This is a genomic window from Pseudomonas mediterranea CFBP 5447, assembly GCF_000774145.1.
Taxonomy (GTDB): domain Bacteria; phylum Pseudomonadota; class Gammaproteobacteria; order Pseudomonadales; family Pseudomonadaceae; genus Aquipseudomonas; species Aquipseudomonas mediterranea.
This window is the reverse complement of sequence record NZ_KN322987.1, coordinates 584,311-599,363: the sequence shown is the minus strand read 5'-3', so window position 1 is coordinate 599,363 and position 15,053 is coordinate 584,311. Positions and strand designations below refer to the sequence as shown.

12 protein-coding genes are annotated in these 15,053 nt (G+C 59.9%); 5 read left to right on the top strand and 7 right to left on the bottom strand.

Annotated elements, in window-relative coordinates; all coding sequences use genetic code 11:
- Window positions 1-14: 14 nt before the first annotated feature.
- From N005_RS22680 to N005_RS22655, 6 genes are all read right to left on the bottom strand, one after another.
- Entirely contained in the window at window positions 15-845 is an 831-nt protein-coding gene (locus N005_RS22680) for a carbohydrate ABC transporter permease (protein WP_047703230.1), read from the bottom strand.
- A gap of 7 nt (window positions 846-852) precedes the next feature.
- Window positions 853-1,785: a carbohydrate ABC transporter permease gene (locus N005_RS22675; protein WP_047703229.1), complete on the bottom strand. Its 933-nt coding sequence runs from the start codon at window positions 1,783-1,785 to the stop codon at window positions 853-855.
- A 176-nt stretch (window positions 1,786-1,961) separates the two neighbouring features.
- Window positions 1,962-3,272 carry an ABC transporter substrate-binding protein gene (locus N005_RS22670; RefSeq protein ID WP_047703228.1) on the bottom strand — a complete coding sequence of 437 codons (1,311 nt, stop codon included), beginning with the start codon at window positions 3,270-3,272 and terminating at the stop codon, window positions 1,962-1,964.
- Window positions 3,273-3,590: 318 nt separating this feature from the next.
- On the bottom strand, window positions 3,591-4,496 hold the full coding sequence (locus N005_RS22665; RefSeq protein WP_047703227.1) for an AraC family transcriptional regulator: 906 nt from the start codon (window positions 4,494-4,496) through the stop codon (window positions 3,591-3,593).
- A 116-nt stretch (window positions 4,497-4,612) separates the two neighbouring features.
- Entirely contained in the window at window positions 4,613-5,914 is a 1,302-nt protein-coding gene (locus N005_RS22660; protein WP_047703226.1) for a glycosyltransferase, read from the bottom strand.
- Between the two features lie 77 nt (window positions 5,915-5,991).
- Window positions 5,992-6,363 carry a response regulator gene (locus N005_RS22655; RefSeq protein WP_047703225.1) on the bottom strand — a complete coding sequence of 124 codons (372 nt, stop codon included), beginning with the start codon at window positions 6,361-6,363 and terminating at the stop codon, window positions 5,992-5,994.
- A 254-nt stretch (window positions 6,364-6,617) separates the two neighbouring features.
- On the opposite strand from N005_RS22655, the gene N005_RS22650 reads away from it, so the two are divergent.
- The 5 genes from N005_RS22650 to N005_RS22630 are packed head-to-tail and all read left to right on the top strand — an operon-like array spanning window position 6,618 to window position 13,161.
- Window positions 6,618-10,106 (top strand): response regulator, encoded by a 3,489-nt coding sequence (locus tag N005_RS22650; protein ID WP_047703224.1) that lies wholly within the window; start codon window positions 6,618-6,620, stop codon window positions 10,104-10,106.
- Window positions 10,106-10,921 (top strand): CheR family methyltransferase, encoded by an 816-nt coding sequence (locus N005_RS22645; RefSeq protein WP_047703223.1) that lies wholly within the window; start codon window positions 10,106-10,108, stop codon window positions 10,919-10,921. Before N005_RS22650 ends, N005_RS22645 begins: the two co-directional genes overlap by 1 nt.
- Entirely contained in the window at window positions 10,918-11,505 is a 588-nt protein-coding gene (locus N005_RS22640; protein ID WP_047703222.1) for a chemotaxis protein CheB, read from the top strand. Before N005_RS22645 ends, N005_RS22640 begins: the two co-directional genes overlap by 4 nt.
- A gap of 5 nt (window positions 11,506-11,510) precedes the next feature.
- The gene (locus N005_RS22635) at window positions 11,511-12,791 is read left to right on the top strand and encodes a hybrid sensor histidine kinase/response regulator (protein ID WP_047703221.1); all 1,281 of its coding nucleotides are present in this window, start codon (window positions 11,511-11,513) and stop codon (window positions 12,789-12,791) included.
- Window positions 12,784-13,161, top strand: coding sequence for a response regulator (locus tag N005_RS22630; RefSeq protein ID WP_047703220.1), 378 nt, complete (start codon window positions 12,784-12,786; stop codon window positions 13,159-13,161). The genes N005_RS22635 and N005_RS22630 overlap by 8 nt, the downstream gene beginning before the upstream one ends.
- Before the next feature lie 230 nt (window positions 13,162-13,391).
- Here the strand turns inward: N005_RS22630 and N005_RS22625 are convergent, their stop codons facing one another.
- Complete coding sequence (locus N005_RS22625) at window positions 13,392-15,053, bottom strand: response regulator (protein WP_408003369.1); 1,662 nt, start codon at window positions 15,051-15,053, stop codon at window positions 13,392-13,394.

Here is a 15,053-nt window from a genome sequence, read left to right as displayed (position 1 = left end):
GGGTGTAGGGCGCGTTACTTCACGGCGCCAAAGGACAAGCCGCGGACCAATTGCTTCTGGCTGATCCAGCCGAAGATCAGGATCGGCGCGCAGGCCAGGGTCGAGACGGCGGATAATTTGGCCCAGAACAACCCTTCGGGGCTCGAGTAGGAAGCGATCAGGGCCGTCAGCGGCGCGGCTTTGGACGAGGTGAGGTTCAGCGACCAGAAGGCCTCGTTCCAGCACAGGATCAGTGACAGCAGCACGGTGGAGGCCAGGCCGCCCTTGGCAATCGGCAGCAGCACACGAACCATCTCCTGCCACAAGGTGGCGCCGTCCAGCCGCGCGGCTTCGAGGATGTCCCGGGGAATGTCCTTGAAGTAGGTGTAAATCATCCAGACCACGATCGGCAGGTTGATCAGCGTATAGATGACGATCAGCGCAATGCGGGTATCCAACAGGCCAAAGCTCTTGGCCAGCAGGTAGATCGGCATCAGCACGCCCACCGGCGGCAGCATCTTGGTGGAGAGCATCCACAGCAAGGTGCCTTTGGTGCGCTGGGTTTCGTAGAACGCCATGGAGTAGGCCGCCGGTACCGCGATCAGCAGGCACAAGGCCGTGGCGCTGAAGGAAATCACCACCGAGTTCCAGGCGAAGGTGAAGTAGTCGCTGCGTTCATTGATGTGCAGGTAGTTCTCCAGCGTCGGCGCGAAAATGAACTGCGGCGGCGTGGCGAATGCGTCGATTTCGGTCTTGAAGCTGGTCAGCACCATCCAGAAGATCGGGAAGAAGATCAGGATCGCGATGGCCCAGGCCAGCGTGCCCAGCAACAGGCTTTGCAGCCGACGGGATTGTTGAAGTGTCATGGCGGCCTCAGTTCTTGTCAGTGAGGTTTTTGCCGATCATCCGCACCAGGAGGATGGCGGCGATGTTGGCAATCACTACGGCTATCAGGCCACCGGCCGAAGCCATGCCGACGTCGAACTGCACCAGCGCCTGGTTGTAGATCAGGTAGGCGAGGTTGGTCGAGGCGTAGCCGGGGCCGCCGTTGGTGGTGGTGAAGATTTCGGCGAACACCGACAACAGGAAGATGGTTTCGATCATTACCACGACGGCGATCGGCCGGGCCAGGTGCGGCAGGGTCAGGTGCCAGAAAATCGCGATCGGACCGGCACCGTCCAGGCGGGCGGCTTCCTTCTGCTCCTGGTCGAGGGACTGCATGGCCGTCATCAGGATCAGGATCGCGAAGGGCAGCCACTGCCAGCTGACAATGATGATGATCGACAGCAGCGGGTAGTGGGCCAGCCAGTCCACCGGCTGCGCGCCGAACAGTTTCCACACTGAGGCGAGGATCCCCGAGACCGGATGGAATATCAGGTTCTTCCAGATCAGCGCGCCCACGGTGGGCATGATGAAGAACGGCGAGATCAGCAGGACCCGGACGATGCCGCGGCCAAAGAACTCGCTGGCCTCCAGCAACGCGCTGATCAACACCCCGAACACGATACTGATCAGCAGCACGCTGCCTACCAGCAATAAAGTATTGGTGGCACCGGGCATGAAACCCGAGTCGGTGAGGAAATACGTGAAATTCTCCAGCCCGACGAACTCGTTTTCGCCGGGGTAGAGCAGGTTGTAGCGGATCATCGAGAAGTAGACGGTCATGCCCAGGGGCACGATCATCCACAGCAGCAACAGGGCTACCGATGGGCTGACCAGGAACCAGCCGGGGTTCGCCAGGCGGATCTTGCGCGTCGGTGCGGCAAGTTCGAGAGGCGCTTTGGCAGTTGTCGTTGAAGTATTCATGGCATTGAACCGTTTTGTGCTGGCCTATGAAGAACCCAAATGTGGGAGCAATTCCTTGTGGGAGCGAGCCTGCTCGCGATAGCGTCCGACCTTCGCCATCGAGGTGGCTGTCACACCGTCATCGCGAGCAGGCTCGCTCCCACACTGGATCTCCTACAGAAATGGATGCGGCACAGTTACTTGGGATACCCGGCGCGCTTCATCTCGCGCTCGGTAGTGGACTGCGCGGCGGTCAACGCCTGGTCCACGCTCTGCTGGCCGGTCAGTGCACCCGAGAAGAACTTGCCCACTTGGGTACCGATGGCCTGGAACTCGGGAATGGTCACCAACTGGATGCCGACATAAGGCACGGGTTTGAGGGTAGGGGCTTTCGGGTCGGCGACCTTCAACGACTCCAGCGTGACCTTGGCGAACGGCGCGGCTTTCATGTACTCGTCGCTGTAGGTCGAGGTGCGGGTGCCTGGCGGCACGTTGGCAATGCCGTCGGTCTTGGCGACCAGTTGGCTGTATTCCTTGGAGGTCGCCCAGCTGCTGAAGAGCTTGGCCGCATCCTTGGCCTTGGAACTGGTCGGGATTGCCAGTGACCAGGAGTACAGCCAGGAGGTGCCCTTATCGGTTTTTTCGTGGGGAGCGAAGGTGAAGCCGACATGATCGGAGACCTTGCTCTGGGTCTTGTCGGTCACGAACGAGCCGGCGACGCTGGCATCGACCCAGATCGCGCATTTGCCGCTGTTGAACAGGGCCAGGTTCTCGTTGAAGCCGTTGCTCGACGCACCGGGTGGGCCGGATTTTTTCATGTTGTCGACGTAGAAGGTCAGCGCGTCTTTCCACTCGGGGCCATTGAATTGCGCTTGCCACTTCTCATCGAACCAGCGCGCCCCGTAGCCGTTGGCCAGGGTGGTGATCAGCGCCATGTTCTCGCCCCAGCCGGCCTTGCCCCGCAGGCACAGGCCATATTGTTCCTTGCTCTTGTCAGTGAGCTTTTCCGCAAACTCACCGATCTGGGTCCACGTCGGGTGTTCGGGCATGGTCAGCCCGGCATTCTTGAACAAGTCGGTGCGGTAGTAGGTGATCGAGCTTTCGGCATAGAACGGCAGGGCATACAGCGAGCCCTTGACGGACAGGCCGTCACGTACCGAAGGGAAGACGTCGTCCAGGTCGTAGGAGGCCGGCAGGTCCTTCATCGGCTCCAGCCAACCCTTGGCGCCCCAGAGTGCGGCTTCGTACATGCCGATGGTCAGTACATCGAATTGTCCGCCTTGGGTGGCGATGTCGGTGGTCAGGCGTTGACGCAGGACGTTTTCTTCGAGCACCACCCAGTTCAGCTTGATGTCCGGATGCTCCGTCTCGAAAGTCTTCGAGAGCTTCTGCATACGGATCATGTCGCTGTTGTTGACAGTGGCAATGGTGAGGGTCTGTGCGCCGAAACTGACGCTGCTGAGGGTCATGCAGGTGGAAACAAGCAGAGCTTTTACCGAAGGTTTCATCGCGCACTCCTTTTCCGTGCCGGAAGGCGGCGGAAGGACAGTTATTGTTTTTTGTCTTCCGGATGAAGGGAAGAATGTGCGCTGATTACAGCCTTCAATGGACGTCGTGACAAATCATCCGTCGCACTGGTGCTGATACTTTTTTGCACTGAGCCGGGGCAGCGGTGAAAGGATTAACCTGTGGCGAGGGGATTTATCCCCGTTGGGCTGCAAAGCAGCCCCCTGCATTCCGATTGATAACCGCAGTGGCAGAGAAATTTTTGGGGCTGCTTTGCAGCCCAGCGGGGATTAATCCCCTCGCCACAGGGGAGTAAAGTCTCAGCCCTGGTTCTGCTCGGTCAACCGCTGCACCGCCAGCCGCCGATAATGGGAAGGGGTCATGCCCTTGAGTTGCTGGAAGCGCCGGTTGAAGTTCGAGATGTTATTGAAGCCCGACTCGAAACAGACATCCGTGACCGGCTTGTCACCGTCGGCCAGCAATTCGCAGGATTTGCTGATGCGCAGGCGGTTGACGAACTCGATGAAACAGCGACCGGTAGCCTGTTTGAACACCCGGCTGAAGTAGGTCGGTTTCATGCCCAGGTGTTCGGCGACTTCCTCCAGGGGCAGTTCCCGGGCGTAATGGGCAAAAATATAGTCCACGGCCCGGTTGGTACGGTCGATGCTGTGCTCATCGGTCATCTGCGAAGACGCGCCGCCGGAGAGCACCTGATAGTCATCCGTGGTGGCCAGCAATTCCATCAGGATGAAAAAATACCCCAGGCGGCTCATGCCCTGGGAGTCGGCAATGCGTTGCATCAGGATCATCGCCTGGCGGATGGTTCGCTTGCAGCGGAACTCGATGCCGTAGCGGGCCCGTTCGAGCAGCGGCGCGATGGTCTTGAGTTCGGCAAAGACCTGATTTCCGCTCTCGAACAACTCGTCGGTGAAGTTCACCAGCATGTCGCGCTTGGGCACCACTTCGTCTTCGGCCACCTGGCTGATCCAGTTGTGGGGCAGGTTGGGTCCGGTGAGAAACAGGGTCTGCGGGTAGAAGTTGCCGATGTAATCGCCAATGAACACCTTGCCGGAACTGGCGACGATCAGGTGCAGCTCGTATTCCTTATGGAAATGCCAGCGCACCAACGGACAGGGAAAGCCGTGCTGGCGATAGATGATGGACAATCCGTTATGGTCATCCATCAACTCGTAGGAAGGGTCGGTGACTCTTGCTGTTCGGGTCATGGGCCTGCACTTTTATTGTTATCGCCGCTGGATAATGCCCCCTTCGCCGGTCAGGTGCCAACCCCGAATAGTCCTCCGATGGTCAGCCGGTGAAATGCCATCAGCGATGCTGGCAGCTACACCGCCGCGTTGTTGCGGTGCTTTTCCTCAATCCACTGGGACATGTATTGGGTGCTCTTGTGCTGGTGGTGGCGCAACATGCTGCCGGTGAAATTGTCACGTCGTCGTTGCGCCAGGTTGGCACGGCACGCCTGGATACTTTCAATCAGCGCCGGGCCATGAATCTCTCTGCGGTACCGCTCCGCCAGCAGCGTCAGGCCGGCATCCTGGGCCAGGTTCCAGCGGGTCGGGTCGCTGTACAACTGCACGGCGGCGTCGGCGATGGCTTCGGCGCTCTGGCTGATCGCTCCGGGCCACCGCATCTCTCCATGCATGGCTTCGGCGCCGATGGGTGTGGTGACACTTGGCGTGCCACAGAGCATGGCCTCGATCAGCTTGCCCTTGATGCCAGCGCCGAAACGCAGCGGTGCCAGGCAGATGCGGGCCGCCGACATCACCTGCAGAGCGTCCTCGGCCCAGTTCATGATATGGAATCCCTGGGCCGGATTGTGCAGCGCGGCAGCTTTCGGAGGGGTGTAGGCGCCGTACAGGTGCAGTTGCGCGCCTGGCAATTGCTGACGGATCAGCGGCCAGATGGCGTTCTTCATCCAGAGCACGGCATCCCAGTTCGGCGCATGGCGGAAGTTGCCGATGCTCAAGAAGTGCGCCCGGTCCTCGAATGGCTTCGGTGACGTGGCTGGCAGGTCAACCATCAACGGACACCAGAGCAGGAGGTTGCGGGGCACCTTGAATTGTTCCACCAGCAGCTCGATCTCCACCTCGGACACCATCAGGTTCAGGTCGCAGCGGTACACGGCGGCAATCTCGCGCTTGGCCATATCGGTGTCGGCCATCCGCTGGAATTCCTCGGGCAGGTTCGGCGCGAAAAGGTCGCTGAAGTCCTGGGAGCTATCGTCAGCTTTCAGACGGTCCTTGAGGCGCTGATGCCGGGCGTGGCGCAGGCTCTGCAAATCGGACGTTTCCAGCACACGCAGGGCGCCGGGGCATTGCGCCTCGACCCGCCAGCCGAACTGCTCTTCCATCATGAATTGGTCGAACAGGACGATATCCGGTGCCAGTTCGCTGACGAACACATCGAAACTGCTGTTGTTGAGTTCGATGGGTACTTCGCGGATGCCCAGTTCGATCAGGTCCGCGCGGTTCTCCCCAGGCCTCGCCGGGCTGCTGAAGGTGATGTCCCAGCCTTGCCCGAGGAAAGCTTCCAGAATCTGCATGATGTGCCCACCCGCCGCCGATGAACGCGGCTCGGGCCAGACATAACCGATGACCAGGACCTTGAGGGCGGCGGGATGAGGCATGGGCAGGCATTTCCTTGGGCTGGATCAGGCGCAGTCGGTGCGCGGGGCGCCGATAGTGACCAAGAATCCGCTTGGGCTCAAGAAAGAATGCTTCTGACCTTGTCGCGCAATTGATCGATGGAAAAAGGCTTGCCGATCACCGCCATGCTTTCCGGTACGTCGATGCTTTCGGCATAGCCACTGGCGAACAGAACCGGTAGCCCAGGCCGCACCAGGCGGGCTTGCCTGGCCAGTTCGCGGCCGTCCATCACCGGCAAGCCTATGTCCGTCATCATCAGGTCGATCCGTTGATCCAGGTTGCGCAGGAAATCCAGCGCCTGGTCGCAACCGTCCGCTTCGAGCACCTGGTATTCCAGCTCTTCCAGTACATCGACGATCAACATACGGACGATGTCGTCGTCCTCGACTACCAGGACGTTGACGGGCGTGACAGGGGCGGGGGTGGACATAGTGGTTATTCTCAGAAGATAAAATCGGGAAGGGCGAAAAAGGCCTCATGCATGAGTAAGTAGCGAGGCGGCACAAGTTCCCAATCCTGTACAAGAAAGGATCTATAGTACAAGAGCTGACAAGGATAGTCGCTTCCTTGCTACGGGGCAGACCGTTGTGAGAATTGTGCCTTCGACTTTGTCAGAAATGTGGATCCAGTCCGTGTCTTTCGGGCAAACTCCGTGCTTTCCAACTGTTCGCCAAGGCCTTTTCCATGACTCTTCCGTCTTCGGTTGACGAGCAAAGTTTTCGCAAGCTCCTGAGCCGCAATATCAGCCTGCCGTTGGGCATGGGCGCCCTCAGCGCGGTGTTTTTCATTGTGCTGATCACCTATCTGCTGTCGGTGATCCAATGGGTCGGGCACAGCGATCGGGTGATCAGTAATGCCAACGAAGCCATCAAGCTGAGCGTGGATCTGGAGACCGGCATGCGTGGCTATCTCTTGAGTGGTGACGAGCACTTCCTCGACCCCTATGAGATCGCCAGGCCGCGTATTGCCGTCGCGCTCGAGACATTGCTGGAATTGACAGCCGACAACCCCATCCAGACCGAGCGCCTGCACAAGGTACAAGCGCTCCAGACGGAGTGGGCCAATTACGCCCAGAGCATGATCGACCTGCAACGCAGCAGCGGCGATTATCGGGGAGCGGTGAAGGCCGGGCGCGGCAAGCGCCTGACGGACGAAATCCGCAAGACCTTTGAAGACATCGTCGAAACCGAGCAGCAATTGCGTACGGCGCGCAACGAAGAGGTGCGCTCCACCACGGTCTGGAGCATCACCCTCTATTTGCTGTTCGTTGCCGCTGTCAGCGGATTGCTGGCCTATGTCGGGCGGCGAGACCTGTTGAGCCTGTCCAACAGCTATGGCGCCAGCCTCCGGATACAGCAAGAGAGTGCCTTGCACCTGGAAAAACAGGCCTGGCTGCGCAATGGTCAGACCCAATTGGCCGAGCAGGTGCTGGGGCAACTGACCTTGAACCTGTTGGGGCGCAACATCCTGCAGTTCTGCGCCAAGTACCTTGGCACCGCCGTCGCCGCGCTGTATGCGCGGGAGGAAAGCGGCGTGCTCAAGCGGGTGGCCACCTACGGTCTTTCCCGGGAGGACGACGAACAGCATCAGATGATCGTCGCCGGCGAAGGCATTGCCGGCCAGGCCGTGCAGCAGGGACGTCTTATTCGTCTGGACAACGTCCCCGACGATTACCTGAAAGTCAGCTCCGGGTTGGGGCAAGGCTTGCCCAACAGCGTGGTGGTGGTACCGACCAGCGACGACGATCGGGTAAACGGCGTCATCGAACTGGGCTTCCTGCGGCCCGTGACCGAGCGAGATATCGAGCTGCTGGAGCTGATTGCCGGTAACGTCGGCACCTCCATCGAAGCCGCCCGTTACCGGCAGCGCTTGCAGGAAGTGCTGGCGGAAACCCAGCAGTTGAACGAAGAACTGCAGGTCCAACAGGAAGAGCTCAAGACTGCCAACGAAGAGCTTGAGGAGCAGTCGCGGATTCTCAAGGAGTCCCAGGTCCATCTGGAGGCCCAACAGCAGGAACTGGAACAGACCAACGAGCAACTGGCCGAGCAACGCGACGCCATGGACCAGAAGAACAACGAGTTGAACCTGGCCCAGCTCCAGTTGCAGGAACGCGCCGAAGAGTTGCAGCGTTCGAGCAAGTACAAGTCCGAGTTCCTCGCCAACATGTCCCATGAGCTGCGTACGCCGCTCAACAGTTCGCTGATCCTGTCCAAGCTGTTGGCGGAGAACCCGCAGAACAACCTGAGCGAGGAACAGGTCAAGTTTGCCGAGTCGATCTACTCCGCCGGCAATGACCTGCTCAACCTGATCAACGACATTCTCGACATTTCCAAGGTCGAGGCCGGCAAGCTGGAGGTTCGCCCGGAAAACACCGGCGTGTCGCGCCTGGTGGAGGGCTTGCGCGATATGTTCAAGCCACTGGCGGCGGACAAGGGCCTGGGCTTCGACGTCCAGGTACTGCCCGACGCGCCAGCGATGTTGTACACCGACCGCCAGCGCTTGGAGCAAGTACTCAAGAACCTGTTGTCCAACGCCGTGAAGTTTACCGAGCAAGGCACCGTGAGCCTATCCGTGGCCGGCCAGCCGGGTTCAGGCATTGCCTTCATGGTGCGGGATTCGGGCATCGGCATTTCCCCCGACCAGCAGCAGAGCATCTTCGAGGCATTCCGCCAAGCCGACGGCACCACCAATCGCCGTTATGGCGGAACCGGCCTGGGGTTGTCGATCTCCCGCGATCTGGCGACCTTGCTGGGCGGCTCGATTTCCGTTTCCAGCGCGCCGGGGCAGGGCAGTCTGTTCACGCTGGTGTTGCCTGAGCGCTATGTCGAGCCTGGGGAGGCACCGGTGGAGCCACGGACCTTCACGCCGACGGCCGCTATGCCGGCCGCCGTGACCGATGTGCCGGCGTCCCCTGTGGCACCGCTGGTTGCCCAGGTAGAGCCGCCCATTGCCAGCTTCGCCGACGACCGGGACAAGGCGCCATTCAACGGCCGTTGCATCCTGGTGATCGAAGACGAACCCAAGTTCGCCCGAATCCTGTTCGACCTCGCCCATGAGTTGGGTTACCAATGCCTGGTGGCCCATGGTGCCGATGAAGGCTTTGACCTAGCCTCGCAACTGAGCCCCGATGCCATCCTGCTGGACATGCGCCTGCCCGACCATTCCGGGCTGACGGTGTTGCAGCGGCTCAAGGAGCAGGCCGAGACCCGGCATATCCCGGTGCATGTGATTTCCGTCGAAGACCGCGTCGAAGCCGCGATGCACATGGGCGCCATCGGCTATGCGGTCAAGCCGACCACCCGTGAAGAGCTCAAGGAAGTGTTCGCCCGCCTGGAGGCCAAGTTGACCCAGAAGGTCAAGCGGGTGCTGCTGGTGGAAGACGACGATCTGCAGCGCGATAGTATTACCCGCCTGATCGGCGACGAAGACATCGAGATCACCGCCGTCGGCCTCGCCCAGCAGGCCTTGGATCTGCTGCGGACCAATGTCTACGACTGCATGGTCATCGACCTGAAGTTGCCGGACATGTTGGGCAATGACCTGCTCAAGCGCATGTCCACCGAAGAGATCTGTTCATTCCCGCCGGTGATCGTCTACACCGGACGCAACCTGACCCGCGATGAAGAGGCCGAACTGCGCAAGTATTCGCGCTCGATCATCATCAAGGGCGCTCGTTCGCCGGAGCGCCTGCTGGACGAGGTGACACTCTTTTTGCACAAAGTCGAATCCCGGTTGTCCCATGAAAGGCAGCGGATGCTCAAGACAGCCCGCAGCCGGGACAAGGTGTTCGAAGGGCGCAAGATACTGCTGGTGGACGACGATGTGCGCAACATCTTTGCCTTGACCAGCGCTCTGGAGGCAAAAGGGGCGGTCGTGGTCATCGGCCGTAACGGCTACGAAGCGATCGAGCGCCTCAATGAAGTGGAAGACATCGACTTGGTGCTGATGGACGTGATGATGCCGGAGATGGATGGTTTCGAAGCCACCGCGCGCATCCGCAAGGACCCGCGCTGGCGCAAGCTGCCCATCATTGCCGTGACGGCCAAGGCCATGAAGGATGATCAGGAGCGTTGCATCGCGGCCGGCTCCAACGACTACCTGGCCAAACCGATCGACCTCGATCGCCTGTTTTCGCTGATTCGCGTGTGGTTGCCGAATATGGAAAGAATTTAGTGGAAAGAGACACCGACATTGAACTGCGTTTGCTGATCGACGCGATCTACCTCAAGTACAGCTACGATTTCAGGGATTACTCCGGCGCGTCCATCAAACGCCGGGTTCACCACGCGTTGAGCCAGTTCGAATGCCGGACCATCTCGGCGCTCCAGGAACGTGTGCTGCATGATCCGGGCATGTTCATGCAACTGCTGCAGTTGCTGACGATTCCCGTCAGTGAGATGTTCCGCGACCCCTCGCACTTCCTGGCCATCCGCCAGGAAGTGGTGCCGCTGCTCAAGACCTATCCGTCGCTCAAGATCTGGATCGCCGGTTGCAGCACGGGGGAAGAGGTCTATTCCATGGCGATCCTGCTGCGGGAAGAGGGCCTGTTGGATCGCACGCTCATCTATGCCACCGACATCAATCCCAGGTCGCTGGAGAAGGCCAAGCAGGGCATTTTTGCCTTGGAAAACGTGCGGGCCTATACCCAGAACTATCAGTTGGCGGGGGGGCGACACTCGTTTGCCGATTACTACACCGCCGCCTACGATTATGCGATGTTCGACAAGACCCTTTGCGAGAACGTGACTTTTGCCGATCACAGCCTGGCGACGGACAGTGTATTTTCAGAAACACAATTAATTTCGTGTCGCAATGTATTGATATATTTCAATAAAAAGCTGCAAGATCGCGCATTCGGACTGTTCCACGAGTCCCTCTGTCACCGTGGTTTCCTGGTGCTGGGCAGCAAGGAAACACTGGACTTCTCGATGTTCGGCAAGCAGTTCGAGCCGTTGGTCAAACAGGAACGGATCTATCGCAAGTTATGAACCAGACAACGGACGGGTCCGGATCCGCAATAGAAGCCATCGCCGTCGGTGCATCCGCCGGCGGCGTGGAGGCACTGCTCAGACTCTTCGGTCATCTGCGCAAAGGCTTCCGTTTGCCTGTCCTGGTGGTGCTGCATCTGCCCAACGAACGCTATAGCCAGTTGGCTCAGGTCCTCGATCACCGTCTGGCGATACCGGTGGAAGAGGCTCGGGATAAACAGGACATCCGCCCCGGCACCCTTTACGTCGCCACGCCAGGCTACCATTTGTCGGTCGAGGCCGATCGCAGCCTGTCGTTGAGCCTGGAGGAGCCGGTGCACCATTCGCGGCCGTCCATCGACGTGTTATTCGAATCGGCCGCCGACGTCTATGGCGCGAAGCTGCTGGCCATTGTCCTGACCGGGGCCAACGACGACGGCGCCAAAGGCCTGGCCAGGGTCAAGGAACTGGGCGGAACCACCGTCGTCCAAGACCCCGCCGAAGCCCAGGTTTCGACCATGCCGGAAGCCGCACTGGCCCTGCATGAGCCCGACCATATCCTCACTTTGCAAGGCATCGGCCAATTGTTGGCTGGGCTGGAATGAACCACATGCCAAGAGATATTCAAGCCAAACTGCTGATCGTCGATGATCTGCCGGAGAATCTGTTGGCGCTGGAGGCCCTGATCAAGGGAGACGACCGCAAGGTCTACAAGGCTCAGTCGGCTGACCAGGCGTTGTCTCTGTTGCTGCAACATGACTTTGCCCTGGCCATCATCGACGTACAGATGCCGGACATGAACGGTTTCGAACTGGCCGAGCTGATGCGGGGCACGGAGAAGACCCGTAGCATCCCGATCATCTTTGTCAGCGCCGCCGGCCGCGAACGCAACTATGCCTTTACCGGCTATGAAAACGGGGCGGTGGATTTCCTGCACAAGCCACTGGACACCCATGCGGTCAAGAGCAAGGTCAACGTATTCGTGGAACTCCATCGCCAGAAGAGGGCGGTGAAGGAACAGGTCGTCGCCCTGGAGCAGAGTCGTCGGGAGCAGGAAGTGCTGCTGCAGCAATTGCAGGTCACCCGCAGCGAACTCGAGCAGGCGGTGCGGATGCGCGACGACTTCATGTCGATCGTCGCCCACGAGGTCCGCACGCCTCTGAACGGCCTGATTCTCGAGACGCAACTGCGCAAGATGCACCTGGCCCGGGACAACGCCGCCGCGTTCAGCCTGGATAAGGTGAAGGCGATGGTCGAGCGCGACGAGCGACAGATCAAGAGCCTGATCCGGCTGATCGAGGACATGCTGGACGTGTCGCGCATTCGTACCGGCAAATTGTCCATCCGCCCGACCCGTTTCAACCTCTCGGCCCTGGTGGAAAACCTGCTGCGCAATTTCCAGCCGCAGATCCTGGCCGCCGAATGTGCGTTGAACTACACCGCCGAGCCTTTGGTGGAAGGGCTCTGGGATGAGTTCCGGATCGAGCAGGTGGTGTCGAACCTGCTGACCAACGCGTTGCGCTATGGCGGCAAGAGCCCGATCGATGTGCGTGTCTATCAGACACCCGAGCACGCCTGTATCGAGGTCCAGGACCGCGGCATCGGTATCAGCGAGGAGAACCAGAAACGCATCTTCCAGCAGTTCGAGCGGGTGACCTCCAAGGCGGTCGCCGCCGGCTTGGGGTTGGGCCTGTTCATTTCCGAGCAGATCGTCACGGCTCACGGAGGGACTATCTCGGTCAATAGTCGTATCAACGAGGGCGCGTTGTTCCGCGTTTGCCTGCCCTTGCAGGACGCTGTTCTTCCAAAAAACGTCGCATTGACGCAACCTCTGAATGACCCTACGGTCGTATCAGCAGCTATTGATCGAACGAAGGCTTCTCATGAGTGAAGATGCGCAAGACGTTGTATTGGTCGTCGAGGATGACCCGTCAATCATGATGGTATTGTCCACCTACCTGTCAGGGGTGGGGTATCGGGTGCTGCAGGCCGAAAGCGGTGACAAGGCCTTCGAAATCCTGGCAAGCAAGCCCCACCTGGACATGATGATCACCGACTTCCGTCTGCCGGGGGGGATTTCCGGGGTGCAGATCGCTGAACCCGCAGTCAAGCTGCGTCCTGAGCTGAAAGTGATCTTCATCAGCGGTTACGCCCAGGAAGTGCGCGACACCGACAGCCCCATTACCCGCAAGGCGCCGATCCTGGATAAACCGTTCGACCTGGACGAATTGCAAAGCATCATGCGCTCGATGTTGTCCTGAGGTTGTTGAGTTCACCCCAGCCCCCTGTGGGAGCGAGCCTGCTCGCGATGGCGGCAGCATATTCAACATTTCTGTGACAGGCATACCGCTATCGCGAGCAGGCTCGCGAGCCTGCTCGAAACCCTGTGGGAGCGAGCCTGCTCGCGATGACGGCGGCACATTCAACATTTCTGTGGCAGACATGCCGCCATCGCTCGCAAGCTCGCTCCCACAGGGGATCCGGGTGTGCTTCAGGCCCCGATCATCTCCCGGACCTTGGCCGTCAACAGGTCAAAGGTGAACGGCTTGGTGATCATCTGCATGCCCGGGTCGAGGAATCCGCCGCGTACCGCGGCATGCTCAGCGTAGCCGGTGATGAACAGCACCCGCAGGTCCGGACGGATCTGCCGGCCGACTTCCGCTAGTTGCCGGCCATTCATGCCCGGCAAGCCCACGTCGCTGATCAACAGATCGATACGCTGGCCTGACTGGAGAATCGGCACCGCACCGTTGGCATCGCTGGCTTCAAGGAAGGTATAGCCCAGTTCCTCCAGCACCGAGCTGACCAGCACCCGCACTGCCGGATCGTCTTCAACGATCAGCACGGTCTCGCCGGCCTGCGCGGGGGCCGGATGCTGCTTGTCGACCAAGGACTCGGGTGTTTCCTCGCCCAGGAAACGCGGCAGATAAAGATTGACCGTCGTGCCTTTGCCAACGTCACTGTCGATCGCCACATGGCCACGTGACTGCTTGCTGAACCCATAGATCATCGACAGGCCCAGTCCGGTGCCCTGGCCGATGGGCTTGGTGGTGAAGAATGGATCGAATGCACGATTGATGACCGATTCGGGCATGCCGCAGCCGCTGTCCTGCACGCTCAGCACCACATAGTCGCCGGGTTCCAGGTTGCTGTATGCGTCGGTGAAGCCGGCATCCAGATGTTTGTTGAAGGTGCGCACCACCAGCATTCCGCCTTCAGGCATGGCATCGCGTGCATTGAGGACGAGGTTGAGCAGGGCGCTTTCCAGTTGATTGGGATCGGCTTCAGCGATCCAGAGCTGCTCATCCAGTTGCATGTCCAGCCGGATGCTCTCGTTGAGACTGCGCTGCAACAGCTCCCCCATGGAGAGCACCAGCGTGTTCATTTGCACGGCCTTGGAATCCAGCGACTGGCGTCGGGAGAACGCCAGCAGGCGATGAGTCAGGCCGGCGGCGCGGTTCGCCGAGGTCACGCCCAGGTCGATCAGGCTGTCCAGGTCTTCGGTGCGACCCCGGGCCAGACGCCTGCGCAGCAGTTCCAGGCTGCCGATAATGCCGGTCAGCATGTTGTTGAAGTCGTGGGCGATACCGCCAGTCAGTTGCCCGACCGCTTCCATTTTCTGCGATTGACGCAAGGCTTCTTCATTGTGGCGCAATTGAGCGGTGCGCTCTTCCACCTGCTGTTCAAGGGTTTCGAGGGTGTTCTGCAGGCGTAGCTCACTGTTGCTGAGATCGATCAGGCGCTCCCGGGCCTCGTATTGCCTTCGTCGACCGCGCAAGGCGGTGGTGACCAGGCTGACCAGGGTCACCGGATGGAAAGGGCGCTCCAGGAACGTTACGTTGCCCAGTTGCATGCCGATACGCGCCGCCGGGTTCTGTTCCGGACCACCATGATGGGTCAGCAGGACGATGGGCAGGTCCGACCATGCCGGCTGTTGTTCAATCTGCTGGAACAATGTTTCCAGGTCGGGGCCCACCAAGGCTTCCGACGAGATCACCAAAAGGCCGGCGCCATGCTCGAGCTCGTTGCACAATTGCCCCAGATGGCGACAAATGAGGCCGGTGAATCCGGCTTCATTCAGGATCATCAGGGCGATCTGGCTGTCCCGTCCCAGCGGCGCGAGGATCAATGCCCGCTCCGACAGGGGCTCCAT